The following is a 25,747-nucleotide window of genomic DNA, read 5'->3' on the forward strand; positions in this document are numbered from 1 at the left end:
GCCTTATTTACAGCATGCGCGTATGGCGGAATTGGCAGACGCACTAGACTTAGGATCTAGCGGGTGACCGTGGGGGTTCAAGTCCCTCTACGCGCATCAAACATCCCCAAGTCGTAGCTTACGGCTTGGGGATCCCTATGCGGAAGTGGCTCAGCGGTAGAGCATCGCCTTGCCAAGGCGAGGGTCGCGGGTTCGATCCCCGTCTTCCGCTCCATTTTTTATTAAGCGCCCTTAGCTCAGCTGGATAGAGTATTTGACTACGAATCAAAAGGTCGGGAGTTCGAATCTCTCAGGGCGCGCCATTTTTTATCACTATTGTATCGGGACGTAGCTCAGCTTGGTAGAGCACCTGCTTTGGGAGCAGGGGGTCGCATGTTCAAATCGTGTCGTCCCGATCAAGAAAGAAAGCATAGACTGTCAGCTTCATGCTGATGAGGTCTATGCTTTTTTTGTGCATACGCAACTGCTAATAACTGGGATTCGAGGGTAGGTTGGTGTATAGTAGACAAGGAGGAGGGCTACAACATGGAATTACGATGGAGGAAAAATCTATTTATTTTATGGATTGGAGCATTCTTTTGCGCGATGGCGTACACGCTTTCCATCCCATTTATCCCTATCTTTTTGCAAGAGGACTTGGGTATACATAGCGGGTTGGAGGCATGGTCGGGGATCACGTTCTCTGTGAGCTTTCTGGCGAGTGCGTTAATCGCACCGTATTGGGGCTCTCTAGCAGACAAATACGGTAGAAAACCGATGCTGCTTCGCTCAGGACTAAGCTTAAGTGCTGTCTATTTTCTTAATTATTTTGTGAATGATCCCTATATGTTTATTGTTGTCCGTGTTCTACAGGGACTTATGGCGGGCTATATTCCCGCATCGATGGCATTGGTTAGTACGAATACCCCAGAGAAGCACGTAGGGTATGCATTAAGTGTTATGTCCACAGCGACAGCAGCGGGGAGTATCCTAGGACCCTTGTTTGGCGGGATGCTCAGCCATTGGGTAGGTACGAGAGAATGCTTTCTAGCATCAGGCTTCGTCGTCCTGATCTCGGCTGTAATAGCCGTAGTTGGTGTGAAGGAAGTGCATCACAAGAAAGCGGGAGCGCGGCCAAGTGTGCTTCAGGATATTAAACAAGCGACCGCAAATAAGCGTTTGTTATCTATTTTTGGATTAACGGTGCTGGTAGCCACCTCGGTGATGATTTTAGAACCATTATTAACAATTTATGTGGTTCAAATCGGTGGAAGTGCCAAGGGAGCCTCCTTAAGCTCGGGGATTATTTTTTCTGCTGCGGGGGTGGCGACAGTCATCATGGGATCGAGATGGGGCATTATCGGGCAACGCATTGGCTACGACAAAACGCTGCTCATTGGCTTAATCGGTGGAGGTATCGGGAATCTGTTGCAATTAACGGTATATAATCTCGTTGCGTTCGGTGTGCTTCGTTTTAGTTATGGATTGTTTTTTGCTGCCGTGTATCCGGCTCTCAGTGCCCTTATTGTGAAATATTCAGATGCCGATTTCCGAGGTCGAGCGATGAGTTTAAATCAATCATCGAGTCAATTGGGAATGATGATCGGTCCTTTAATTGGCGGATTCCTAGGTGGTTTAGTGGGCATTCATTTTGTATTTTTATTAACGGGGTGTGCGCTGCTATTAGCAGCTGGCTTACTGCAGGTTAATCTGCGGAAGCAGTTGAAAGAGATATCGCCAGACTGAGGTTTTAAAGCACAGAGATTTGTAAATAAAGAGAATACATACTCGATTATAGAAGGAGCAAATCTAATTATGTTGAAGCGAACATTAGGCCGATTGAATAGAGAAACCTCTGTAGTGATGTTTGGCGCAGCTAGTCTAGGTCAAGTCACTCAGCAAGAGGCAGATGCCTCGATCGCTTACGCACTGGAACATGGTGTCGATCATTTCGATACAGCGGCGAGCTATGGAGACGCAGAAATACGGATGGGCCCGACGATTAGCCGGGTGCGTAATGACATTTTTTTAGCTACCAAAACAGGGCAAAGAACGAAGAAAGAAGCGAAAGAAGAGATTTATCGCTCCTTGGAGAGAATGAAGGTGTCATCGGTAGATCTGCTGCAGCTGCATGCCGTGGGATCAATGGAGGAATTGGACAAATGTACGGCCAAGGGAGGCGCGCTGGAAGCGGTTTTGGAGGCGCAAAGCGAAGGCATTGTGAAGGATATTGGCATTACAGGACATGGACATGAGGCGCCTGCTGTTCATTTGGAGGCCTTGCGCAGGTTCCCATTCGCTACGATCCTTTTTCCACTGAACTATTATATGTATGGCTTACCGGAATATCGTGAGGCCGTTGATGCCCTAATGGAGGAAGCGAACAAGCAGCAGACGGCGATTCGAGTAATCAAAGCGATTGCGAAGGCGCCTTGGGTTGAAGGAGCGGAGCGTCCTTATGCGACGTGGTACGAGCCTTTTGATCAGCAACAGATTATCGATGCTTGTGTGCATTTCGTGCTGTCGTTCCCAAGCGTGTGTGGCTTTGCGAGTGCGGGGGATGTGCATCTTTTTCCCAAAATCGTTGATGCGGTGGAGCGCTATGGTACGATGAGCAAAGAGGAAATGGAACGCGTTTTGAGCGGGATTAGCGGGTATGCGAGTGTTTTTGGAGCGCCAACGTCAATCGCTTAATGTGAGAAGTCTTCAGCCCAGGGATTCTGGGTTGAAGGCTTTTTTGTGTCTTCCAACACGCATAGGACACTTATTGGAAGTGTCATACGAATAGCTATGGGGTATGTTAGGAGGCATGACAATGTTTAAATTAAAGGCAGTACCTCGACGCATTTGGCAATGGGGTGTTGGTATAGTCCTACTCGTGAGTGTGGGCATGGTGTTAATGAGCTTTTTATATATAAAAAGACTTGATGTGTCGATGCTGAATCAGCCGCTTCCCGAGGCTTCCATCGTGCTCGATAAAAATGGTCAAATCGCTTCACAGCTGTCCGCGTCAAAGATTGATGCTGTGCCTTTTAAAGACATCCCACAGGTGCTTATCGATGCGATTGTCGCGGTGGAAGATCGACGTTTCTATGAGCATAAGGGGGTCGACATGAAGTCGATTGTCCGCGCCGTTGCTCGGGATGTGCTCAAAGGAAGCTATTCTGAGGGAGCGAGTACCATTACGCAGCAGTTGGCACGTAATCTTTTTCTTACTGCGGATAAAACGGTAGGGCGGAAATTGCGGGAAGCTGCTTATGCGATCCAAATAGAAGCTAGTTTTAGTAAGGATGACATTTTGGAAATGTATCTGAACAAAATCTATTTCGGGGAAGGCAGTTGGGGTGTGCAGGGGGCTGCGAAAACGTATTTTAATAAAAATGTAAAGGACCTCACCTTGCCAGAGGCAGCGGTGTTAGCGGCATTGCCTAAGGCACCAAGCCATTACTCCCCTTTTCAGAACGAAGAACAAGCGTTGGAGAGAAGGAATACGGTCCTTAAGCTGATGCAGAAGGAAGGTAAAATCTCTCAAGAGGAGTACGAGAAAGCATCTGCTACAGCACTGGGTGCCGTGAAGACGGTCAACACGAATGAGGCCAAAGGGCGATATCGGGCATATGTTGATGCCGTTATCGAGGAGGCTGTGACCCTGTATGGATTTACGGAAGAACAATTGCTAACTGGTGGATTGCGGATTAAGACAGAGTTAGATCCTGCGGTACAGAAAGCAGTAACCGATGTGGTTAACAACGACAGTCTGTTCCCTGCGAGTAAGCCAGATCAGCTTATTCAGACCGGCGCTGCAATAGTGGATCAACAAACGGGAGGTGTTAGAGCCTTAGCCGGTGGACGGGGTGAGGGAGTCTTTCGGGGGTTCAGCCGTGCAACCCAATTAAAAAGACAGCCAGGCTCCGCTTTTAAGCCTGTGGCGGTATATGGCCCGGCTTTAGAAAGCGGGTATAAACCTTCGTCCATGTTGTTTGATGGACCCCTGAATATCGGAGGCTATCAGCCGCAAGATTGGGATCACCAATCCAGGGGGCAAGTCTCGATGCAAGAGGCTATCACATCATCCTGGAATATTCCTGCGGTGTGGCTTTTGCATGAGATAGGGATTGATAATGGTTTGAAATTCGCGAAGTCTCTGGGGATAACTTTACCCGCACAAGATCGGCAATTAGGGATTGCGCTTGGCGGCTTATCCGAGGGGGTATCACCCTTACAGATGGCGCAGGCTTTTAGTGCTTTTGCCGCGAAGGGAGTTCTGACTCCTGCCCATCTGATTACCCGTATAGAGACAAGTGATGGACACCTTCTAGTTCAATCGAAAGCAAAAGGAATATCGGTGATGCGCGCTGATACGGCCACGACCATGACGGCAATGCTGCAGACGGCAGTAGCACAAGGGACAGGGAAGAATGCGGCCATGAATCGCCCCGTAGCAGGGAAATCAGGGACAACGCAGCTCCCCGGTACGAAGGAGTTTGAGGGTATCGGCAGCGGAAGTGCCAAGGATGCGTGGTTCGTGGGCTACACGCCGGAGTTGACGGCAGCGGTATGGGTTGGTTATGACCGAACAGATGCGCAGCATTATTTAACAACCTCAGGCGGTGCAGTGCCTGCTGTATTATTTCGTGAGATGCTCAGTCGTGCGCTAGCTCAAACACCAGTTATTCCTTTTGACATTCCGATGAGCGTGACGGAGAAGCCTCAGAAGGAAGGCTCGACTACAGAGCCTCACTCCGCAGAGCCCCCAGGGAAGCCTGATAAGGAGCCGCACAAGCAAGAGGAACAAGGACATGGACATGGGAAAGAGAAACGGAGATAAATAAGAAAGCCCTCGAAATCCAATTAAGGAGGACGAGGGCTTTTTCTGTTCTAGTTAGTCATTTTTATTGTTGTTACCGGGCTTTTTGTCATTGTTTTTGTCTTTTTGAGGTTTCTTATCATCATTCTTATCATCTTTTTTGTCATCTTCTTTGTGATCTTCTTTGTCATCGGCATGTACGTTCAAATGAACATTCAATTTACCGGCTTCTAAATTGTATTGTTTGGCGAGCTGCTGGCTCACTATTTCCCGCGCATCAGGTGCAGATAAGTCAACAGAACCCAGAAGTTTGGAGATCCAAGCTTGAGCTTGCGATCCAGTAAGATGAATTCTGCCGGCATGCGGAGACTGGATGCTCAGATCATATTGAGAACCATGTGCTCCTTTCGTTTGCTTCAAATGAAAATTGAAATGCTGCCCATCTACGCTTATGTCCACATCCTTCAGGTTCGAACGATTGGTTGGCGGAGAAGCTTCTGGCTTATTCCCTACTTTCGTAGGGGAGGAAGTTGGCTCCGCGGATGAGCTAGGAGCCGCCGAAGAACTAGGGACCGGAATAGCTGCGGATGCAGGTGATTCGCTAGGAACCGGCGATGCAGACGCTGTTGCTGCAGAAGAAATCGCAGACGCTGAGGTCCCTTTCACATAGGCGGCCTGTTTTTTGTTATTGAGAATGACTTCGATTTCATCCCCCGTGTGTAAATCACGTAACTGCGCCTTCTCGTCATTTAGGTACACCCAGACGGATGTCGCCAAAGGAACGCTCTGATCGCCAGCATCCGTATGTAAAGTAATCGTATCCTCCGTTAGGGTTGCCAGCTTACCCAAGATAGTTGTTGACGTCGCCGAGCTGGATGACGTTGCAGCGTAAGCGGTCCAACCGCAGATCATTAAAGCAGCTATGACAATAGCTATAATTGTTAGTCGCATTCTTGTGAACATACAAAACACCTCCGCTAACAGCTTTCGAGCTGAAGGGAGGTTTTGGGACGGTACATATTTAATTCACTAGTTGCAGGAAGAACGATTAGTCGGTGTCGGATTGCAAGCGCTGCATGAATTCTTCAACTGCACTGTAGCCCTGCTGGCGCAAATACCAGCTGTTGGCAGCAGCTTCAATAAGTCCCGCAACATCACGTCCCGGCTGTAACTGGATCTCAATATGCGGAATTTGAATATCCATATAATCGGTAAATGTGGGTTCTAGCTCGAGATCATTGTTCAGCGCATGTTCCTGCCACTTCGTAAGCTCGATATCGAGTACGATGCGTGTTTCATCTTGAAAAGCCTTGCGGCCATAGAGCCGTGAGACATTGATGAGTCCGACACTGCGCAGTGCGAGGAACTCCTTCGTTTTGCCATTATGCGTACCAAGCAGTGTTTCAGGGCTAATCTTCTTGAGCACGACGATATCATCGGCGACAAGACGATGCCCTCTGCGGATCAGTGTGTGGGCGGTTTCGCTTTTACCAACACCGGATTTCCCGCGCAGCAGGATGCCGATCCCCGAAACATTGACGCAAACCCCATGGACGGCAATTTCCTGGGCAAGTGACTTACTCAAAAATAAATCGACCAAGTCTTGAAATTTACTCGTTGGCGAACTGGTGCGCAGAAGAGGGATTCGTTCTTCTTCACAGTATTTGGTTAAGTATTTCAAGCCTTCTTGGTTTCGCGTTACGACAAAACAAGGCGGATGGTATTTGACAATATTACCGATGTGCAAATTTCGTTCATTTTCGGTGAGCTTATGCAGGTAGGTAATTTCTTTGCGACCAAGGAGCTGTACATGTGCTTGTGGAAAATATTCGAAATAGCCGACGAATTCCAGACCGGGACGATGTGCCTTTGTTTTAGTAATAGGACGGTGGAGTTCCGAATGGCCAGCGAGAACTTCGAGCGAAAAACGTTTAACTAAATCATTCACAGTGACGGACTTCAAACGGGAGATCCTCCTTCAAGATGAGCGGTAGTAAGGTAAATCTAACAGTACAGATAAACACGACATGAGATTTGAACTGTCTTTACTAAATTCTCTTTAACCTAGTCACAATCCTTTATTGAAAGCGTTTAAAAGCGTTTAAACAGGGGAAATGAAACAAATAACGCCCTGCACCTTGAGGGTGAAGAGCGTTTAGGAGTCTCTTTATTTAAACCACCTCTCTGTATGTAAAAGCAGCTATCTGTGAAAGCCGCATTTTTTGGCAAGTGTTGGCCATGTCGAGAGAAACATGCTTTCCCACCTGTCTTCAGGTAATACGAGGATCCATCTGGCGATTTGATCCAAGCCCATTTCGTAAAGCGTGTGAAGCACTTCTTCTTTTTCAGAACCGGTTTTTAATGCTAACATCTCAAAACCACCTCAATCTAATGTATTCAAACAATTATGTATATGCGAAATTTTGAAAATATGTGACGGTTATTTTCAAAACGCTCATTTTGAAGCAAGGGGAGAGCATGTTCTTTGTACCATTTTGGAGATAAAAGTGTATGATTTAGGGTAGGCTTGTCTAAAGAATTGGAGGCGAACGCGGCAATGGTACACATTAGAATGGAGCATGAATCTGATAATGAGCAAGTGTTTCAGTTGAACTATGAAGCATTCGGGAATAGGGAAGATGAATCCAAATTGATTGAAAGAATTCGTACGTCCGAGGGATTTATACCGGATCTGTCGCTTGTAGCAGATGACCAGGGACTGATTGTTGGTCACGTGCTATTGAGCAAAGCGGAGGTGGTTGATGGCGACAATAGGCAGGAAGTCATTGTGTTAGCTCCTATTGCGGTAAGACCAAGTCATCAAAAACAGGGCGTCGGAGCTAGCCTTATACAAGCTGGATTGCAGCGTTGCGAAGAGCTGGGGTATGGATATGTTTTCTTAATCGGACATCCTTCGTATTATCCCAAGTTCGGTTTTAAGCCTGCAAGAGCAGATGGCTTTGAGCTAACGCAGTTCCAAGTACCGGATGAGGTGTTTATGGTTTATCCATTAAAACAAGCGGCTACTGACCACCAGATCAAAGGGGAATTGTTGTATCCCCCGTATTTTTTAGGCTAGGTGGCTACATATACAACACAAAAGGTATCCGCGTGGGAGACACGAAGGATACCTTTTGTCAGTCGGAGTGGTACATGGCATGTATCGTGGTGGTAAGCCACTCACATTCACATAGTCATTTCAGCTGATTCCGTATGCTCGGATCCAGCGTTTGGAGCACCTGAGCCAGCTCTTCGTCTGAAATCGCTTCTCGTCCGTAACGCACCCGATTATAAACAGTAGTGAGTGCACGGACAGAAGCCTCTGCAAGCGGTGTTTGATGCGTGAGCTCCCAGCCTGTTTCGTTAGGGGTTAACGCGCGTTTGAAGGTATAACCGCTCTTGCTCGCCTGCCCGATCAACACACGGTACAGATAGCGGACACGCTCCTGGTTATTCGCCAGTTGTGACCAAGACGGATCACGCTGTGAATTTGGCCACAACGATGAGCTAGCTTTGCGCCACCATAGTTGAGGAAGCTCTCTCCAGTCGAGAAGGGCTTCTTTCTCGTCCGTATATCCATCGGATGTATCTCCTTGTTCACTTCGCAGCGACTGCTTCCAAAAGCGCCTCAGGAAAGAAAGAAGGGCTGGGGCAAGCTTCTTTAGGAGCAGATAGAGGCATAACAACACAAGTGCAATGACGAGTACATAGCCGATAACTTGCGCAATAACCTGCATGAGAACGTCGAACCATCCTGGCTCATCCGGTGTTGCTGGTGGAAACGCCATTGGAGGGGGCGCAGAAGGGCTTGCCACGGGCACATCAGGTGGTGCTTCAGAGGACATAAGCCCTAAGAGCCAAGCAATCATGCCAAGTAGAAGGTTCGTTAGTCCTTGTTTAATTTGCTGAAAATAACCGACGGCAGCGATCACCGCAATAAAGCCGATGAGCCAAATGCGACTCGAGCGTTTCACAGTTTGCGACAGTGACGAGGCGGCATCGCGATCATTCCCTGCTAAGGTGGCGATAAGGAGCTGCGCGCGATTCGTTATAAAGAAGTAGAGAATCAGCGTGCCGAATCCGAGTCCATTTAAGGCCAAATGATAAGGCTGAATCATTTCCACTCTTGTCATGATGGGAACGCCAATGAAGTACATCACCCCTGAGATGACGAAAATGCCAGGTGTATACTGCGAACTCCAGCCATCTTTGGTGTACCGTATGCCCCGATAGACGAGAAGGGCTCCTATGGCCGCACCGAGCGCAATGTGCAAAACAGATAATTGAAACAAATAGGATAATCCAAAACCTATAGCTACACAGATAAGGAACTCGTACCCTTTTCGAGACAGCCATGTTAACTGACCGAAATAGGCGCCGATTACATAGCATAGCAGTAGTTGGATACAAGTAATAACAAGCGCGCTATCTAAGGCATAGACCTGAGCTAACATAACTAGGGGAGCAAAGATAATAAGCTCGGCAAAGCCGAATAGAAGTGCAAGGCCGTATGTACGTAAGATGGCGTACAGATGATTAGAGCGAGAGTGCGTGTGATTAAGCAAAGGCTTGAGCATCGGAAGGAGTCACCTCCTTCTCGTCGAGTTCAAGCAGGTTATGATCTAAAGGAACAATGAATACGGAATGTCCTAAGGCTTCCAGTCGTTCGATGCTTCGTGCGATCCCCTCAGAAACGTAGGCCGTCACTAGAATGATATCCAAAGCCTCGCCTACAACCTCAATGCCATAATCGAGAAAATCCTCACAGGAGCGTGCACATGAAATAGCGAGCTTGGCCATTGTTTGATAAAGATGCTCCAACTGCGCCCAGCCGCCATCGGGTTCACAATAGACGGGAACACCAGGCTCATTCAGCAGCCAACCGTTGTAGCCAAAGCCAACAGGAACCCCTCGGCTGATGGCATGTTCAGCTAATGTTGCTGCATAGGAGAGGGCTTTCTCCACGAGTTCAGGATCGGTAACGGCATCCCACATCGTTGGCGTGACTTGGCTGTTAACAACGATAAGTAATCGGGGATCTGCCGTGAACTCCCGATTGTATACTTGAAGCCGCCCACTTCGAGCGGTGGCTTTCCAGTGGATACTGTTCATCGTATCCCCATAACGGTATTCCCTTACACCGGATACGAGAAACGGATCCGGCATGATCCAGCGTTGAACCGTCACGTCACCCTGCCATCGGCTGGAGAGGAGTGGTATATCATCACGATTAACCAAACGTGGGTATACCAGCAGCTCGACGTGCATGGAATGGGTGGTCGAAGCTGCTTGCACACCGACGAAATCACCGATAGTTGCCGCAACGGTTTCCAGCTTGTACCAACCGCGTTTTGCTGCGTGTACGCCATGGCGCCGGACGATGCGTGTGTACGGCATAAGGCTGAACAAGCTGCGGTGATTTTGAAAAAGGGAGCCGCTGCTCACTTCCAGATTATTCATCCGGGTGAAATGGAGCCCCGCATGAATCGTGGATTCCAAGCGCAGCCAGGGAATTGGTGCGAGCTTACGATTCACGATGGTCTCGATCATTTGAATCTCATCACCGACATGGCAATGGGTCTTGTTGAAGGTTCGTTCAATACGAAGTCCGCGAAACCCCCAGCGGGCAAAAAACTGAAACTGGAGGAAGAAGAGAGCGGCAGCGATAATCACAATCCAGCTTATGCTCATCGTTACCCCAGCTTCACTTCCGTAGGAACGGGGGTAGCGGCAATGATGCGAGTCAGCAGCGCAAGCACTTGCTGGTCCTGCTGGCGCGAGCGCGTGCGCAGCATAATGCGGTGCGCCCAGACGGGCGCGAGCAGCGCCTTGACGTCGTCCGGCAGCACATAATCGCGGCCGCGCAGCGCCGCGTAGACCTGCGCCGCCTTCATCAATGCGCGCACGCCGCGCGGGCTGACGCCGAGCGCGGCATCGGCATGCGTGCGCGTCGCTTCCGCGAGCTGCACGATGTAGTGCAGCAGCTCGTCGCTGACGCGCACCTGCGTGAACAGCAGCTGCGCTTCGAGCAGCTCCGCGCGGCTCACGACCGGCAGCAGCTGATCCAGTGGATCTTGCTGCTGGTAGCGCTGCAAGATCACGACCTGCTCAGCTGCCGTCGGATAGCCGAGGGACAGCTTCATCAGGAAGCGGTCGAGCTGCGCTTCCGGCAAGGGAAACGTCCCCTGATTCTCGACAGGGTTCTGCGTGGCAATGACGAGGAACGGCGCTTCGAGCTTGCGCGTTTCCCCGTCGATGCTAACCTGGCGCTCCTCCATGCTCTCCAGCAAGCTGGACTGTGTGCGCGGCGTCGCGCGGTTAATCTCATCGGCGAGCACGATGTGCGCGAAGAGCGGACCTGGGCGGAATTCGAATTCGCCCAGCTTCTGGTTGAAGAAATTGATGCCGCTTACATCGGAAGGCAGCAAGTCAGGCGTGAACTGGATGCGCTTCATGGAGCCGTCCAGGGAGCGGGCAAGTGCTTTGGCTAGCTGGGTTTTACCAGTGCCGGGAACATCTTCGAGCAGCACATGGCCCGATGCAATCAGCGCGATGACCATGAGCTCAATGGTGTCATCTTTGCCTATAATAACGTGACCAACGTTTTCTTTGATGAGGGAAGCGATGCGTGAGATAGGTGCGATATTCAAATGATTAACCTCCTAAATAATGAATGATACGAATGATTGCTGTGGTTGATAGCTGAAGTGTAAGAATTGACATATACGTGACTTAATTTTACCACTCAACAGGTGATTTTTACCAACTATTCATTTGCGATTGTTAGCAGAGAAAAGAAGCGTGAGGTTTACCCCTTATTTATTCCTTGAAGAAATGGAGGTTTATTTGAATGTTCCCATACACACACATCTCGATTTCTATTTGTATATTGGGTAGCCAGTGAGTACAATGATGGTGATAATTAGTAACGTTAAGGTAGATGCTTCTAATATGGGAAGTCCTAGGAGGTCAGCATGTACAAGCTGCTGTTAGTGGATGACGAAGAGGATGTACGCGAAGGCGTCGTCCGTGAAATAAATTGGGAAGCCATTGGCTTTGAAGTTGTCGACAAGGCGGAGAACGGGAAAGAAGCGCTGGAGATGGTCGAGCGTTTGCAACCGGATGTGGTTGTGACGGACATTCAAATGCCTTTTATGAATGGCTTACAGCTAGCAGAAGCAATTAGAGAGCGCTTTCCGACGATTAAGCTCATCATCCTGACAGGGCATGATGAATTTGAGTACGCGCAGCGGGCGATTAAGCTGCATATTGATGAATATGTGCTGAAGCCCTTTTCTGCACAGGAATTGGTTAATGCTCTTTTGAAGGTAAAAGGACACATCCAGGAAGAGGTTGCACATCGGGAGGATGTGCAGCTGCTGAAGGAGCATTATCGGAAGAGTATGCCCGTGCTGAAAGAGAATTTCTTAGCGACATTAATGAATCGTAAACTTCCGCGAGACGAAGTGATTGAGAAAGCAGCGAATTACGGGATAGCCCTAAGCGGCAATAGCTATGTGGTGGCTGTGTTGAGCATCGATGGGGTCTTTATTTCTGAAGAGGATTCGGAGAACCGGGAAGAACTGTCGAAGTCTTTGTCGTTGAAGTACTCCGAAGATCAGGCACTGAAGTATTTCGCACTCTTAAATATTTCGGAAGAGATTGCGAGCAAGCGCGGGCTTGGCCTCGTTTTCATGCATGATGATCAAGTTGTCTTGTTAGCAGCAAGAGAGAATCACGATCAGGAAGCGGCGCTGCAAGAAACAATGCGAGTGTTGGAAGAAATTCGACAGAGTGTGGAAAAATATTTGAAATTCACCCTGACCGTCGGAGTCGGAAGTGTGATGAAGGATGTAACGAAAATCAGCTATTCGTATGAAGATGCTGTGCTTTCCCTTGACTACAGACTGATTCTGGGCAGTAACCGTATGATTTACATTGATGATGTGGAGAAGCGCAGCGTTGATAAGATTCGATTCGATGATGTGAAGGAACATGCGTTGACTCGTTGCATTAAGGTAGGCACGACGCAAGAGATTCGGGAGACGATTGATGAGCTGTTTCAAGGCATAGAGGCCGGTGTGTCGGTAAAGGATTATCAAATTTATCTGCTTGAAATTCTTACTTGTATTCTCAAAGCAGCCAAGGACTCCAACCTGAATGTGGACGAGGTGTTTGGCGAAAGCTTCATTCCTTTTACGGAGATTAATAAGTTCACTTCCTTGGAAGAAGCGAAGCATTGGTTGACCGAGTTGTGCGCCAGCATGATGACTCATATTGCAACGGATCGTCAGTATACCTATAAAAACTTGGTGGAGATGGCGAAGGATTATACGAAAAGCCATTATCATGAAGGGGATATTACGATTAATAAGGTGTGCGGACATCTGCATATTAGCGCGGGGTATTTTAGTTCGATTTTCAAAAAAGAAACGAAAATGACCTTCGTGAACTACTTGAACCACATACGGATGGAAGCTGCGAAAGAGCTTTTGCGCTCTACGGACATGAAAGCGTTGGAAATCGCTGAGAAGGTGGGCTATGCCGATGCTAATTATTTCAGCTTCTCATTCCGCAAAAATGTTGGCGTTTCCCCGAAGGAGTATCGCAATAACAGCACCAAAGGGCTGTAGGAACTAGAAAGGGGAGAGTTGGTTGAAACGCAGAGTGAGTACGCTGCTGAAGGCTTTATATAACGTTTTAAACGACACGATGCGGGTAAAAAGTATTCAGTTTACAATTACAATGTCATTCATCCTTATTACTGTAACGGTCATGCTTATTGTCTCATTGGTCCTTTATAATAAATTCGCCAAAACAGCAGAAGAAGGAGCCTTCCTGAGTACGGCACAGGTCATTGAGCAAGTGCAATTCAACTTGGAGCAGTACATCAAGGGGATGTCGGATACATTTGAAGTCGTGGATGCTAAAATTGCAAAAAGCCGCGGCATCCCGTCGGACAAGCTGCTCGAACAGTTAGACACTATAGCCAGTACGCGTGAGGATATTGTGTCTATTCATTTATTTACAGCGGATGGTGGATTGGTCACGGGGGTGCCGATGACAGAAATGCGCAAAAATACACGACTGCTCGAGCAGCCGTGGTTTCGGTCTGCCCTCGATAATCCTAACCATCTTACTTTCTCTTTGCCGCATATCCAGAACCTATTCAAAGATCCCTACAAGTGGGTGGTTTCCATGAGTAAGGGGGTCACGATTGAACAGAATGGGAAACTGGTGAATGCGGTTATTTTGGTTGATATCAATTTCAAGACACTGGATGATGTGTTCCGTACGGTATCGCTTGGGAAGAAAGGTTACGTCTATATCATTGACGATTCTGCGGGAAGCATCGTGTACCATCCGCAGCAGCAGCTTATTTATATTGGTCTAAAGTATGAAAATGTGGAGCAGGCACTCAAATTTTCCTATGGCCAATACATGGACGAACGAGAGGGAGAGTCGCGGCTAAACGTCGTGCGGACGGTCAATAACATCGGATGGAAGATTATTGGGGTCTCCTATATGGATGAAATGGTGACAACACGCAAGGAAATCTCAACCTTCATGATCTGGCTGTTAGTGATTGTACTGCTGTTTATTCTGCTGATTTCCGCCTTCATGTCGGCAAGGATTTCGCAGCCTATCAAACGATTGAAGAAGTCGATGGAGATGGTGGAGAAAGGACATTTCGACACCTATATTCATGTGCGCGGAGCGGATGAGGTTGAACAGCTATCAAGGCGATTTAATCTGATGGTTTCTAGAGTTCGCGAGCTGATGAATCAGAGTATCGAGGAACAGGAAATAAAAAGGAAGAACGAGCTGGAGGTACTCCAGTCACAGATTAATCCCCATTTTTTATACAATACACTCAATTCGGTTGTTCGTATGGCTGGTAACGGGAGGAAGGAAGAGGTTGTGACAACGATTACGTCGCTCTCTAAGTTTTTCCGGATATCGCTGAGCAAAGGTAAAAATATTATTACCATCGGGGAAGAGATCGAGCATATTCGCAACTATTTGATCATTCAAAAAATGCGCTATAAAGACAAATTTGAATATGAAATCCGTGTCTCTGATGAGGTGCTTCCTTACAAAACGCTGAAGCTGATTCTACAGCCTTTTGTGGAAAATGCGCTCTATCACGGGATTGAGTACATGGTGGACGAAGGGTTAATTGAAATTAATGTGTCGATGGAAAAAGGGAAGATTCTCTTTGAGATTCGAGATAACGGGGTCGGGATGTCAGAGGAAACCCTGAAGAGCATTTTGTCCGGGCAAGTAAAAAGTGAAAAGGGCTCTGGAGTCGGATTGCGCAATGTGCATGAACGTATTCAGCTTTATTTCGGCATGGACTATGGCGTCCACGTGAGCAGTGAGCTTGAAGAAGGAACGGTCGTTCAGATTACCATTCCTGCTTTATTAGATGACGAAGGGGGAAGTGAAGGATGAAAATCAAACCGATCATGATCGCAGTCCTCATCGCTATGCTCTCGGTGTCCTCCTGCACCGAAAGTGTCGAACCCCTGCCAACAGAGCAAAAGAAACACTTGGAGGTCGTTCTCCGAAGTCAGGAGGGCGACTACTGGAAGACCGTAAAGCTAGGTGCAGAGGTCGCGGCGAAGGAGTTTGATGTTACACTGGATTTCCGTGCACCTGGTGATGAAGCCGATGTGAAAGGACAGATTGCCCTCATGGAGCAATCCATTTCAATTGGTCCAGATGCGATTGTTTTGGCGGCCAATGATTATAAAGAGCTGTCAGCTGTTGTTGATGAAGCGGACAAAGCGCATATACCTGTTATTACGATCGACTCCGAGGTAGAGAGCAAAAATGTACAAAGCTTTATTGGTGCAAATAATTATGAAGCGGGTCAATTAGCGGGGAAACAGCTGATCAAACTGATCGGCAGGAGTGGGCAAATCGCAATCGTCAGCTTTCAGCAAGGGGAACGAAATACCGAGCTGCGGGAGAAAGGCTTATTGGACGAGCTATCGAAGTATCCGGATGTTCAGGTGATCGACAAGGTCTACAGTTTGACGGATCGTGAACTTGCCGCGCAACTTACCCACATGGTGATTGATAAATATCCGCAGTTAGATGGGATTGTCGCGATGAGTGAAATATCGTCCGTCGGGGTTGCCAGCGCGGTTCAGAGTAGGAATTTGCAGGAGAAGGTGAAAATCATTACTTTCGATAGCACTTCCGAAGAACTCGAACTTTTACAGGAGGGCGTTATTCAGGCGACAATTATACAAAATCCGTTTAGCATCGGATATTTGGGTGTAAAAAGTGCGGTTGAAGCTGTCCGAGGTAAAAGTGTTGCAAAACGCGTAGATACAGGGATTAAGGCGATTGATATAAGCAATATGTTCTGGTCAGACAATCAAAAATTACTATTCCCATTCATTAAGTGATAGAAAAGTGATAGAAAAGTGATGAGAATTTCGATAGAAGACATGAGGATATTGCATTTGTTTATATCCTTTGAACCATTATAGTAAGGAATGTAAACAAACAACATACCTTTGAGGGAGGGTCTTATCTTGAAAAAATTACTTACACTTGCCGTAGCAGGCGCTCTAGTTGCAACCGTAGCAGGTTGTGGAAATAAAACAGAAACTCCAGCAGCATCAACAGCTCCAGCAGCTTCCACAGGTGCGGCAGCAACGACAGCTCCAGCGGCTGGTAAAAAACCAACAATCGGTGTTGCGATCTATAAATTTGACGATACATTCATGTCTGGTGTGCGTGCAGCGATCTCTGATGCAGCAAAAGATAAAGCAACTGTTGATATCGTAGACAGCCAAAACTCCCAACCAACACAAAACGATAAAGTTGACCTTTTCATCACGAAAAAAGTAAATGCGCTTGCAATCAACGCAGTTGATCGTACAGCAGCAGGCGTTATCATCGATAAAGCCAAAACAGCGAACATTCCAGTTGTCTTCTTGAACCGTGAGCCACTTGATACGGACATGAAGAAATGGGATAAAGTTTACTACGTAGGCGCTAAAGCTGAGCAATCCGGAACGATGGAAGGCCAACTATTGGTTGACTACTTCAAAGCTCACCCAGAAGCTGACAAAAACAAAGACGGAAAAATTCAATACGTTATGCTTAAAGGCGAGCCAGGACACCAAGATGCTGAGCTTCGTACGAAGTTCTCCATTCAAGCGATTACAGATGCTGGTTTGGGTGTAGAAAAAGTAGCAGAAGATACAGCAATGTGGGACCGCGTTAAAGGTCAAGAGAAAATGGCAGCATTCCTAGCTTCCAGCGAAAGCAAAATCGAAGCTGTTCTTGCGAACAACGATGATATGGCTCTAGGCGCTATCGAAGCTTTGAAAGCAAAAGGCTATTTCAAAGATGGTAAAACACTTCCGGTTGTTGGTGTAGATGCAACAGCTCCAGCTCTACAAGCACTTAGCGATGGAACGCTTTTAGGAACAGTTCTGAACGATGCGAAGAACCAAGGTGCTGCAACAACAAGCGTAGCAACAGCTCTTGCTAATGGGTTAGTACCAAGCAAAGAAACAACTGGCTATGATATCACGGACGGTAAATACGTTTGGATTTCCTACAAAAAAATCACAAAAGCGAACATGAACGAAGCGAAGTAATTGTGAGAACGGGCAAGAGAGGCGATATGTGATGAACAGTCGCGCTTTTGCCTTCCTTTTTTGGAAACCCGTGCAAAGATAAAGAGAAATAAGCTTCGAATAAAGGCTTCACTTTGTGGGGATTATCGTGAGCTGTAGGGGGAGTTACCATGACTGTACATGACTATTTATTGGAAATGAATCAAATCTCCAAAGAGTTCCCCGGCGTTAAAGCGCTGGATAATGTCACCCTCAAAGTTCGTCCAGGAAGCGTACACGCGCTGATGGGAGAGAACGGTGCGGGGAAATCGACGCTCATGAAATGCTTGTTCGGCATTTATAAGCCCGATGGTGGAGAAATTAAGCTTAATGGAGAAGTAGCTTCGATCACGAACTCCAACGATGCATTAGCGAATGGCATTTCCATGATTCACCAAGAGCTTCACCCCGTTCCACATCGCAATGTGATGGAGAACATTTGGTTAGGCAGATTCCCGCTAAAAGGTATCGGACCTTTGAAACTAGTGGACCACAAAAAAATGCGTACAGACACAGAGAGTTTGTTCAAACAACTCCAAATGGACATTAAGCCGGATACACTTGTTGGTACCCTATCGGTATCTAAAGTGCAATCCATTGAAATTGCTAAGGCTGTTTCTTTCAATTCGAAAGTCATTGTTATGGATGAGCCGACTTCCTCCCTTACGGGTAACGAAGTTGAGCAGTTGTTTCGTATCATTCGCGATCTGAGAAGCCGCGGTGTTTCGATCATCTATATTTCACATAAAATGGAAGAGATTTTGGAGATTTCCGACGAAGTAACGATTATGCGCGATGGTACCAAAATTGGTACATGGGCATCTTCCGAGCTTACGACAGACATGATCATCTCCAAGATGGTTGGACGTGATTTGAAAGAACGTTTCCCTGAGCGCAGTAATGTGCCAGAAGGCGTATTGATGAAGGTAGAGGACTTGACTTCGGTCGTTCCTAAATCATTCAAGAATGTGTCTTTTGAGTTGAAAAAGGGTGAGATTCTCGGTGTTGGTGGCCTTGTTGGGGCACAACGGACCGAATTAATAGAATCCCTATTTGGGATGAGAGGTATTGCTTCAGGAAGCATCTCTATTCACGGGAAACCTGTGAAGCTAAAATCGCCGATGGATGCGATTAAGCAGAAGATTGCTTTGCTAACGGAAGAACGCCGTGTAACAGGTATTTTCCCAGTGTTATCGATTCTGGAGAATACCGTTATTGCGAATTTGGATCGGTACATGAAGTTCGGTTTTATCCAAGAAGCAAAGCAAAGAAAAGAAGTAAAAGAAAGTATCGAGAAGCTTCGTGTAAAAACGCCTCACATGTATCAACTGATTAAAAACTTATCTGGTGGTAACCAACAAAAGGTATTGCTAGCCAGATGGCTGCTGACAGATCCTGAGATCCTTTTACTTGATGAACCGACACGGGGAATTGACGTAGGAGCGAAATTTGAGATTTACTCCATCATTGCTGACCTTGCGAAGCAGGGGAAAAGTATTATCATGATCTCTTCTGAAATGCCCGAGCTTCTAGGGATGTCAGACCGAATTATGGTTATGTGTGAGGGACGTCTTACGGGCATTGTAGAAGGAAATAAAGCAACAGAAGAAGAGATTATGCGCCTTGCTGCACAGCATATGGCATAATGGAGGGGGCCTAGAACCATGACTACAAAAACAGAAACATTGAAATCCAGAGACCTTAGCGGGTTCATTACCAAATACGCTATCTACATCGTACTAGTTGTTCTAGTGATTGGGATCGCGATTTATGATCCGAGATTTTTATCCGTAAGTATCTTACGTGATATCTTATTACAATCATCCACACGTGTTATTATCGCGTTGGGGGCTGCGTTCATCCTTATCACGGGCGGAACCGATTTATCAGCAGGTCGAATTGTTGGTTTATCGGCGGTTATCTCCGCATCGATGCTTCAAACAGAAGAGTACGGTAGAAGATTTTTCCCAGACTTACCGCAATTGCCTATGTTTATTCCGATTGTAATTGCAATTGTTGCAGGTTTATTAATTGGGTTAATTAATGGAATTGTCGTTGCTAAGTTCCGAGTCCCGCCATTCATTGCGACACTAGGAACGATGGTAGCCGTGTACGGTGCGAATTCTTTGTACTTCGATATGAAGCCAAATCAATCACAACCAATCGGTGGTCTTCGCCCTGATTTCAGTAGTCTAGGAACGGGAGCCATAGGATCAAGCTCAACTTACTCGATTCCTTATATCGTTATTTTCGCAATTGTTGTCTCGGTTATTGTATGGATCGTATTTAATAAAACAAAGCTTGGTAAATATATGTACGCGATTGGTGGCAACATTCACGCCGCTGTCGTTTCGGGTATTAACGTAAATCGTTACTTGATCTACATCTATGCGATTGCAGGTGCACTTTACGGACTTGCTGGGGTATTGGAAGCAGCTAGAACAGGTGGAGCAACGAATAACTACGGAAACATGTACGAGCTTGATGCGATTGCAGCTTGCGTCGTCGGTGGTGTATCGACTTCAGGTGGTATCGGAACGGTTCCTGGTGTTCTTGCCGGGGTATTGATTTTCAGCGTAATCAACTATGGTTTGACCTTTATCGGGATTAGCCCATACTGGCAGTTGATTATCAAAGGTGTGATCATCGTTGCTGCGGTAGCGTTTGATATGCGGAAATATATGAATTCGAAGTAAGTTATGCAGGCTGTCGACATTATCGGCAGCCTTTCTTATCGGAATTAATGTAAGCGTTTACGAACGGGGGCGGAGATTAACTATGAACACAAATCAATACACATCTAACAGCACACTTGACGGGAAGAAACGGATTTTTTTTATGTCTCTGCAAACCAAACTGGTAGGTGCTTTTGTTCTTGTCTCATTACTCGTTGGGATTACGAGCGGACTGTCTTATATGTATATTAAAAAAGTGGATAATTCGTATACAGAGCTGCTAGATAAGAATGTGAGGCTGCTTCATGATGTTGCAGAAATCAAAGTAAAAACACAGATGCAAACCAGCTTATTGTTTGGTTATGTGCTGGATCCGACGAAAGACAGGCAAAAGCTCCTAACAGATATGAATGGGACGCTCTCCTCGATCATCACGAAAATGCAAGATACGGGTGGGAATGAGGAGGAGCAATCTACTATTGGAGCTATGCTGGAGGCGAATCAAACTTTCGCTAGGCTGGTTCAGAAGGTCGTTGCGTACGGAGAAAAAGGTGACACAGCCTTAGCTAAAGCGGAAGCTATGCAGTGGGCAATCCCAACGACGGAAACCTTGACACAAGCAGCAGCTAAAATAGAAGAGCTAGAGGCTGTCATTCAAGCAGAGGCTTCTGCTCAGAATCATCAGACTGTCTCGGCGACGATAAAGACTTTGATTTGGGTGTGTGGAGCGGCGTTAGTATTTGCGCTAGCTTTGGGAATCTTTGTGTCACGCTCGATTGTTAAGCCAGTGCGAACGATGGTGAGAGCGGCAGAGCGAATCGCAAACTGCGATTTAACGGTCGGCGATATTGGGGTGAAAAGCCGCGGCGAGCTGCGTGATTTGGCGACTGCGTTTAATCAGATGAAGGACAATCTGCAGGGCTTGATTCGCCGGGTGGGCAGTAGCAGCGAGCAGGTTGCTGCGGCTTCGGAAGAGCTTAGCGCAAATGCCAATCAGGTTAGTGAGTTATCGGAGCGAATCATAGGAACGATTCAGAGCATCTCGCAAGGAACGAGCGCGCAGGTAGGTAGTGTGCATCAAGGTGTGGCTATCATGGAGGAAATGTCAGCAGCTGTCATGCAGATTGCTAGTGTGACGCAAACCGCGAATAAGCAGTCATTGTTGGCCCAACAGGAAGCAGGGGAAGGTACTGCAGCGATTGAAACGGCGATGGTGCAAATGAGAGCTATTCACCAGAAGATGACTGAACTGGCGGAATCGGTACATACATTAAGCGGTCGCTCGGAGAAAATCGTGGGCGCGAACGCGATGATTGCAGGCATTGCGCGGCAGACCAACATGCTGGCGCTCAATGCTTCGATTGAAGCGGCACGCGCAGGAGCCGCTGGCAAAGGGTTTGCCGTGGTTGCGGAAGAAGTCCGCAAACTGTCTATGCAGACCAGCGCAGCGGCGGAAGAAGTGGCTTTGCTCGTGACGAGTATCCAAGAGGAGACGAAGGGTGTCATGCACTCCACCGAAGCGGGAAGCCGCGAAGTGGAGACGGGGCTTGAGGTCGTCGGCGAAGCGGGAGCGACGTTCCGCCGCATTCGTTCGGCGATGGACGAGGTCGCTCGGCAGATCGAGGAAGTGGCGGGCTGCTCGGAGGCTATCTCCGAGAAGACGCTCGTCGCCGCTAACGTGATTCGCGCCATCGACGAAGTAGCGGGGCAGACTGCTGCGGGGACGAAGAACGTCTCCGCCAACATCGAGGGGCAGTACGCGAGCATGGAGGAGATCGTATCCTCCGCTACGGTGCTGAGCAGTATGGCTGCTGAGTTGCAGGTGTTGATTGGGCGTTTTCGGGTGTAAATCTACCCATATTTTTACATTTATGGTATAGTAGGAGTGAGGAATTGGTGGTGAAGCACACCCCTGACTGGCAAGCGTAGTTTATACGCCTGCTGGTCAGGGGTTTTTGCATTCACTTGCCTTCATTAGGAGGTAGTAGAAAGTAAATGGTTTAGTTAATAATGTACTAGATCATTTAAAAATTATGCCGAATATGATATAACTAATATCATATTCGGCATAATTTATTGCGCATAAACCAATTGCAATAAAGGAGCCAAACCAACAAATGTACGAAGTAGAAATTTACGAAGATGAAAATGGAGATTCCGAATTGAAAAATTGGCTCCGTGACCTTAAACGTCGGAAAGATCATGGAATAAAGGAAGCTAGAATCTTACTTAATCAGATACACTATTGCATTGAACGGATAAAATGGGAGGGAACATATGTCCCAGGACAAATTGCCAAGCACATTATTGATGACATTTGGGAACTGCGTCCAGATAAATATAGGGTCATGTTTTTCCAAGCAAAGGAGGGTAGGTTTATTTTATTAAATCACTTTCGCAAAGTAACACAGAAAACCCCGCCAAAACAAATAAGAAAAGCTATACAGTTAAGGGATGAATGGAATAAGAGTAATCATTAAATGATTAAAAAAACTTGATGGTATGGTTGGAGGCATCTCGATGAAATTCGAAGATTTTATGCATGAGATTGGCGAAAATACAATTGAAACGGAAACTACACGACAGATTGCAAGGATGGTTTCTGACATAGTAAAGCGGCGGAAAATACTTGGGTTAACTCAGATCGAAGTTGCGAAAATAGCTGGTCTTTCTCAAGCTCAGATTGCACGATTAGAAAACAGTTCCCAAATTCCGAGAGTTGACACTTTGATTAAAGTAGCCATAGCCCTAGGCATGAACATTCAATTGAATGAGACCGATGAGCATGCAGTGGGTGGAAGTCAGTTGGCACATGCATAGCTGCAGGTGTTGAATGAATAGTTTAGGAAGCAATAAAATCTAACAATCAATTCCGAAGCAGTTACCATTAAGTAGCTAGGAGCGGACTTACTTTGATCATGTGAAAAAATAATTACTTAAACCTTTGTGGGCTGTCCTCAAGTAGTCATATCTACTTCGAGGGACAGCCCATTTGTCATTCCTAGCGAGAATAGGCTGGCTTAGAGACATCTTTCCTTGCACTTTGAACAACAGAAAGCAGATATGTCCTATACGTCCTGCATATAATCCAATATCAGTAGTCTTTGTACGATAGCAAACGAACAGATGCTTTCTTGTGAATTCGGGGAGTCGAGATCGCAAAGAGAGGAGTTATTCCCTTGATGGAAGCTGCAAGTAAAATAATGAAATTAATGATGATTACGGTTGGGGTCGTTGTGTTTGATATTTTCTTGCTTTCACCAGGATTTATTGGCCTGCAGCTGGGTGGAGATCCCCTTCAGACGGCAACAGCGGCAGCTATTCTGCTAGCTAGCACGCTCGGGTTGCTCTTCAGCACGTATCGTATATTAATGAAGCCAACTATGGTGAAGTGGCCTCCCTTAGAACAGATGAAGGGTCCAGTAGATCTTGAACGCGCTTTGCAGGGTTACAAGGGTATGAAATCACTTGAGCAGGAAATCGCACTCGCTTTACATCAAATAGAGCGTATGCGTAAGAAGCAAGAGACTTTACTCATGGTATTGAACCAGCGATTTGAGCCTGCGGGACTAAGCTTTCAAAAATTTGCATCGGCGATACACGAGGTGGAGAAGTTATTTTTTCTCAATATCCGGAGTATGATAAACCGTCTTCATGTGTTCGATGAGAACGAGTTCCAGAGTGTCATGAACAAGTCTACGAGTCAATTATCTTCCAAACTTCTGCAGGAGAAACGAAGCTTTTATCAGACATACTTATCCTTTGTTCAAGGTGCCTTACATATGAATGAAGAAATTTTGCTCAAATTAGATAAGCTGCTTTTAGAAATCTCTCGGTTGGATAGTTTGGAGATCCGTGATATTGAGAAAATGTCCGGCATGCAAGAAATCGATGCTTTAATTAAACAAACGCATTACTACAAGTAGATGAGGTGAACTAGCTATGAAAAAGAGTAAGTTCTTCCTGCTATCTGTCTTTTTAATCATAATTGTATTTATTGCCGTCTATGCCGGCGTCAGCTATACGACCCATCTAGGCAAAACAGATCTGCAAATTACAGCAGAAGATGCTGCGAAACAATTGAGCAAAGCCTATGCGAAAATTTCTGTGACGAACGGAACGCCAGTCAAGGGTCAGATTGATATTAATCCAGCGGATGTGGCCTCATCATTACCGGATATTTCGAAATTTCCGATTACCGTGAACAATACGTCAGACAACTTTGTGGAAATATTCTCCTCGACTGAGAAATCCGGCAGTGGTGTTGACGGCTGGTTAACAGATGTTGCGAATGCTTTTAATAAAGCCCAAATTCAAGTGAATGGAAGGCCTGCATCAGTTAAAATCCGTAATATCGCTTCCGGGACAGCGGCGGACTATATCAAATCAGGTGCTTACCTGCCGGATGCCTATACACCTTCGAATGAGCTTTGGGGCGAGATGGTTAAGGCGGCTGGCGTAAAAACACAGCTTGTTGCCAAACGACTTGTTGGGAATGTGCCCGGCATTGTGATTTCAAAGAAAAAGTACGATACGCTAGTAGAAAAATACGGCCCGATCAATGTTCAAACGATGACTGAGGCGATTGCCAATAATGAATTTGCCATGGGCTACACGGACCCTTTCGCGAGCTCAACAGGTCTTAATTTTCTAGTCACGGCTTTACGTACCTTTGATAGCGCGAATCCAATTAGTGAGAAGGCTGTGCAAGGCTTCGAGAAGTTCCAAACGAACGTCCCTTTCATTGCGTCTACCACGCTTCAAATGCGGGATGCCGCTAAGTCTGGGATGCTGGATGGTTTCGTGCTAGAATACCAAACCTTTCAGAATGCACCGGAGCTTACGAGTGACTATATGTTTACACCTTTTGGCTATCGTCATGACAGTCCTCTCTACGCAATCGGGGATTTGCCAGCATCGAAGCTTAATGTGATTAACCAATTTGCCGAATTTATTGCACAAGCCAAATATCAACAAGCTGCTAAAGAAAAAGGTTTTAACGGACTTGAAAATTATAAAAATGATATCCCTATAATGGATGGCAGTATACTTACTACCGCGCAAAAAGTCTGGAAAGAAAAGAAAAATGGCAGCAAGCCGCTTGCAGCTGTGTTTGTGACGGATGTATCGGGCAGTATGGACGGAAAACCAATCAGTCGATTGAAAGAATCCCTGCTCAAGGGGCAGAAATACCTGGGCAAAGAAAATAGAATCGGTCTCGTCTCCTACTCGAACGGGGTGACCATTAATCTTCCAATCGCCAAGTATGATACCAATCAACAATCGCTTTTTGTAGGTACTGTGAATAGTCTGCAAGCAGGCGGGGGGACCGCAACCTTCGATGCCATCGTCGTAGCGATGAAAATGTTACAGGATTACATGGCCGCAGATCCTAATGTGAAACCGCTGATTTTCGTATTAAGTGATGGAGAAACCAATGCAGGTCATTCGTTGAAAGATATTCAAGGTATGATTGAAAGCTATCATATCCCCATCTACACAATTGGTTACAATGCAGATATTGAGGCGCTCCAGAATATTTCAAGCATCAACGAAGCAGCGAGTATTAATGCAGACACAGATGATGTTGTTTATAAAATAAGCAATCTGCTCAACGTCCAAATGTAAGGTAACTTATACCG

Annotated in this window: 21 protein-coding genes and 4 tRNA genes; 19 read left to right on the plus strand and 6 right to left on the minus strand. The window is 46.7% G+C overall.

Going from position 1 to position 25,747, the window contains the following annotated elements; genetic code table 11:
- The first annotated feature begins 16 nt into the window (after positions 1 to 16).
- The 7 genes from AC58QM_RS33870 to AC58QM_RS33900 all read left to right on the plus strand — a co-directional run bounded on the left by AC58QM_RS33870 (position 17) and on the right by AC58QM_RS33900 (position 4,807).
- Positions 17 to 96 (plus strand) — tRNA-Leu (locus tag AC58QM_RS33870).
- A 43-nt stretch (positions 97 to 139) separates the two neighbouring features.
- Positions 140 to 214 (plus strand) — tRNA-Gly (locus AC58QM_RS33875).
- An 11-nt stretch (positions 215 to 225) separates the two neighbouring features.
- Positions 226 to 302, plus strand: a tRNA-Arg gene (locus AC58QM_RS33880).
- Positions 303 to 321: 19 nt separating this feature from the next.
- Positions 322 to 395, plus strand: a tRNA-Pro gene (locus AC58QM_RS33885).
- Between the two features lie 130 nt (positions 396 to 525).
- Positions 526 to 1,725, plus strand: a complete 1,200-nt coding sequence (locus tag AC58QM_RS33890; protein WP_497289122.1) for an MFS transporter — start codon at positions 526 to 528, stop codon at positions 1,723 to 1,725.
- A gap of 69 nt (positions 1,726 to 1,794) precedes the next feature.
- Complete coding sequence (locus AC58QM_RS33895; protein ID WP_497289123.1) at positions 1,795 to 2,673, plus strand: aldo/keto reductase; 879 nt, start codon at positions 1,795 to 1,797, stop codon at positions 2,671 to 2,673.
- Positions 2,674 to 2,794: 121 nt separating this feature from the next.
- The gene (locus tag AC58QM_RS33900) at positions 2,795 to 4,807 is read left to right on the plus strand and encodes a transglycosylase domain-containing protein (protein WP_497289124.1); all 2,013 of its coding nucleotides are present in this window, start codon (positions 2,795 to 2,797) and stop codon (positions 4,805 to 4,807) included.
- Between the two features lie 54 nt (positions 4,808 to 4,861).
- Here the strand turns inward: AC58QM_RS33900 and AC58QM_RS33905 are convergent, their stop codons facing one another.
- The 3 genes from AC58QM_RS33905 to AC58QM_RS33915 all read right to left on the minus strand — a co-directional run bounded on the left by AC58QM_RS33905 (position 4,862) and on the right by AC58QM_RS33915 (position 7,157).
- Positions 4,862 to 5,749 (minus strand): hypothetical protein, encoded by an 888-nt coding sequence (locus tag AC58QM_RS33905; protein WP_497289125.1) that lies wholly within the window; start codon positions 5,747 to 5,749, stop codon positions 4,862 to 4,864.
- An 85-nt stretch (positions 5,750 to 5,834) separates the two neighbouring features.
- On the minus strand, positions 5,835 to 6,749 hold the full coding sequence (gene hprK / locus AC58QM_RS33910) for an HPr(Ser) kinase/phosphatase (RefSeq protein WP_497289126.1): 915 nt from the start codon (positions 6,747 to 6,749) through the stop codon (positions 5,835 to 5,837).
- 237 nt (positions 6,750 to 6,986) lie between these two features.
- Positions 6,987 to 7,157 carry a hypothetical protein gene (locus tag AC58QM_RS33915; RefSeq protein ID WP_155993910.1) on the minus strand — a complete coding sequence of 57 codons (171 nt, stop codon included), beginning with the start codon at positions 7,155 to 7,157 and terminating at the stop codon, positions 6,987 to 6,989.
- Between the two features lie 186 nt (positions 7,158 to 7,343).
- Between AC58QM_RS33915 and AC58QM_RS33920 the strand changes: the two genes are divergently transcribed.
- Positions 7,344 to 7,865, plus strand: a complete 522-nt coding sequence (locus AC58QM_RS33920) for a GNAT family N-acetyltransferase (protein WP_497289127.1) — start codon at positions 7,344 to 7,346, stop codon at positions 7,863 to 7,865.
- Positions 7,866 to 7,980: 115 nt separating this feature from the next.
- On the opposite strand, the gene AC58QM_RS33925 is transcribed toward AC58QM_RS33920, so the two are convergent.
- From AC58QM_RS33925 to AC58QM_RS33935, 3 genes are read right to left on the minus strand one after another with little or no spacing between them, the layout of a single operon-like run.
- Positions 7,981 to 9,363 carry a DUF4129 domain-containing protein gene (locus AC58QM_RS33925; RefSeq protein WP_497289128.1) on the minus strand — a complete coding sequence of 461 codons (1,383 nt, stop codon included), beginning with the start codon at positions 9,361 to 9,363 and terminating at the stop codon, positions 7,981 to 7,983.
- Entirely contained in the window at positions 9,344 to 10,477 is a 1,134-nt protein-coding gene (locus AC58QM_RS33930) for a DUF58 domain-containing protein (RefSeq protein ID WP_497289129.1), read from the minus strand. The genes AC58QM_RS33925 and AC58QM_RS33930 overlap by 20 nt, the downstream gene beginning before the upstream one ends.
- 2 nt (positions 10,478 to 10,479) lie before the next feature.
- Entirely contained in the window at positions 10,480 to 11,436 is a 957-nt protein-coding gene (locus AC58QM_RS33935) for an AAA family ATPase (protein ID WP_497289130.1), read from the minus strand.
- A 324-nt stretch (positions 11,437 to 11,760) separates the two neighbouring features.
- Between AC58QM_RS33935 and AC58QM_RS33940 the strand changes: the two genes are divergently transcribed.
- The 11 genes from AC58QM_RS33940 to AC58QM_RS33990 all read left to right on the plus strand — a co-directional run bounded on the left by AC58QM_RS33940 (position 11,761) and on the right by AC58QM_RS33990 (position 25,733).
- Positions 11,761 to 13,419 (plus strand): response regulator, encoded by a 1,659-nt coding sequence (locus AC58QM_RS33940; protein ID WP_497289131.1) that lies wholly within the window; start codon positions 11,761 to 11,763, stop codon positions 13,417 to 13,419.
- 79 nt (positions 13,420 to 13,498) lie between these two features.
- The gene (locus AC58QM_RS33945) at positions 13,499 to 15,241 is read left to right on the plus strand and encodes a sensor histidine kinase family protein (protein ID WP_497289172.1); all 1,743 of its coding nucleotides are present in this window, start codon (positions 13,499 to 13,501) and stop codon (positions 15,239 to 15,241) included.
- Positions 15,238 to 16,206: a substrate-binding domain-containing protein gene (locus AC58QM_RS33950; RefSeq protein WP_497289132.1), complete on the plus strand. Its 969-nt coding sequence runs from the start codon at positions 15,238 to 15,240 to the stop codon at positions 16,204 to 16,206. The genes AC58QM_RS33945 and AC58QM_RS33950 overlap by 4 nt, the downstream gene beginning before the upstream one ends.
- Before the next feature lie 129 nt (positions 16,207 to 16,335).
- Positions 16,336 to 17,412, plus strand: a complete 1,077-nt coding sequence (locus AC58QM_RS33955; protein ID WP_497289133.1) for a galactose ABC transporter substrate-binding protein — start codon at positions 16,336 to 16,338, stop codon at positions 17,410 to 17,412.
- A gap of 149 nt (positions 17,413 to 17,561) precedes the next feature.
- Entirely contained in the window at positions 17,562 to 19,076 is a 1,515-nt protein-coding gene (locus AC58QM_RS33960) for a sugar ABC transporter ATP-binding protein (RefSeq protein ID WP_497289134.1), read from the plus strand.
- An 18-nt stretch (positions 19,077 to 19,094) separates the two neighbouring features.
- A complete protein-coding gene (mglC, locus tag AC58QM_RS33965; protein WP_497289135.1) occupies positions 19,095 to 20,126 on the plus strand; it encodes a galactose/methyl galactoside ABC transporter permease MglC in 1,032 nt (343 codons plus the stop codon).
- Between the two features lie 82 nt (positions 20,127 to 20,208).
- On the plus strand, positions 20,209 to 21,954 hold the full coding sequence (locus tag AC58QM_RS33970; protein WP_497289136.1) for a methyl-accepting chemotaxis protein: 1,746 nt from the start codon (positions 20,209 to 20,211) through the stop codon (positions 21,952 to 21,954).
- Between the two features lie 268 nt (positions 21,955 to 22,222).
- Positions 22,223 to 22,585 carry a type II toxin-antitoxin system RelE/ParE family toxin gene (locus AC58QM_RS33975; protein ID WP_497289137.1) on the plus strand — a complete coding sequence of 121 codons (363 nt, stop codon included), beginning with the start codon at positions 22,223 to 22,225 and terminating at the stop codon, positions 22,583 to 22,585.
- A 40-nt stretch (positions 22,586 to 22,625) separates the two neighbouring features.
- Positions 22,626 to 22,925, plus strand: coding sequence for a helix-turn-helix domain-containing protein (locus AC58QM_RS33980; RefSeq protein WP_497289138.1), 300 nt, complete (start codon positions 22,626 to 22,628; stop codon positions 22,923 to 22,925).
- Positions 22,926 to 23,287: 362 nt separating this feature from the next.
- The gene (locus AC58QM_RS33985) at positions 23,288 to 24,031 is read left to right on the plus strand and encodes a hypothetical protein (RefSeq protein WP_497289139.1); all 744 of its coding nucleotides are present in this window, start codon (positions 23,288 to 23,290) and stop codon (positions 24,029 to 24,031) included.
- Between the two features lie 16 nt (positions 24,032 to 24,047).
- Positions 24,048 to 25,733 (plus strand): vWA domain-containing protein, encoded by a 1,686-nt coding sequence (locus AC58QM_RS33990; RefSeq protein WP_497289140.1) that lies wholly within the window; start codon positions 24,048 to 24,050, stop codon positions 25,731 to 25,733.
- The last annotated feature ends 14 nt before the right edge of the window (positions 25,734 to 25,747 follow it).

This window comes from Paenibacillus sp. J22P165, assembly GCF_059692015.1.

Coding starts and splice junctions, on each gene's coding strand:
- AC58QM_RS33970 (WP_497289136.1), top strand. CDS start 20,209: ATGAACACAAATCAATACACATCTAACAGCACACTTGACGGGAAGAAA.
- AC58QM_RS33990 (WP_497289140.1), top strand. CDS start 24,048: ATGAAAAAGAGTAAGTTCTTCCTGCTATCTGTCTTTTTAATCATAATT.
- AC58QM_RS33940 (WP_497289131.1), top strand. CDS start 11,761: ATGTACAAGCTGCTGTTAGTGGATGACGAAGAGGATGTACGCGAAGGC.
- AC58QM_RS33930 (WP_497289129.1), bottom strand. CDS start 10,477: ATGAGCATAAGCTGGATTGTGATTATCGCTGCCGCTCTCTTCTTCCTC.
- AC58QM_RS33900 (WP_497289124.1), top strand. CDS start 2,795: ATGTTTAAATTAAAGGCAGTACCTCGACGCATTTGGCAATGGGGTGTT.
- AC58QM_RS33950 (WP_497289132.1), top strand. CDS start 15,238: ATGAAAATCAAACCGATCATGATCGCAGTCCTCATCGCTATGCTCTCG.
- AC58QM_RS33985 (WP_497289139.1), top strand. CDS start 23,288: ATGGAAGCTGCAAGTAAAATAATGAAATTAATGATGATTACGGTTGGG.
- mglC (WP_497289135.1), top strand. CDS start 19,095: ATGACTACAAAAACAGAAACATTGAAATCCAGAGACCTTAGCGGGTTC.
- AC58QM_RS33890 (WP_497289122.1), top strand. CDS start 526: ATGGAATTACGATGGAGGAAAAATCTATTTATTTTATGGATTGGAGCA.
- AC58QM_RS33905 (WP_497289125.1), bottom strand. CDS start 5,749: ATGTTCACAAGAATGCGACTAACAATTATAGCTATTGTCATAGCTGCT.
- AC58QM_RS33960 (WP_497289134.1), top strand. CDS start 17,562: ATGACTGTACATGACTATTTATTGGAAATGAATCAAATCTCCAAAGAG.
- AC58QM_RS33975 (WP_497289137.1), top strand. CDS start 22,223: ATGTACGAAGTAGAAATTTACGAAGATGAAAATGGAGATTCCGAATTG.
- AC58QM_RS33895 (WP_497289123.1), top strand. CDS start 1,795: ATGTTGAAGCGAACATTAGGCCGATTGAATAGAGAAACCTCTGTAGTG.
- AC58QM_RS33945 (WP_497289172.1), top strand. CDS start 13,499: ATGCGGGTAAAAAGTATTCAGTTTACAATTACAATGTCATTCATCCTT.
- AC58QM_RS33920 (WP_497289127.1), top strand. CDS start 7,344: ATGGTACACATTAGAATGGAGCATGAATCTGATAATGAGCAAGTGTTT.
- AC58QM_RS33925 (WP_497289128.1), bottom strand. CDS start 9,363: ATGCTCAAGCCTTTGCTTAATCACACGCACTCTCGCTCTAATCATCTG.
- AC58QM_RS33980 (WP_497289138.1), top strand. CDS start 22,626: ATGAAATTCGAAGATTTTATGCATGAGATTGGCGAAAATACAATTGAA.
- AC58QM_RS33915 (WP_155993910.1), bottom strand. CDS start 7,157: ATGTTAGCATTAAAAACCGGTTCTGAAAAAGAAGAAGTGCTTCACACG.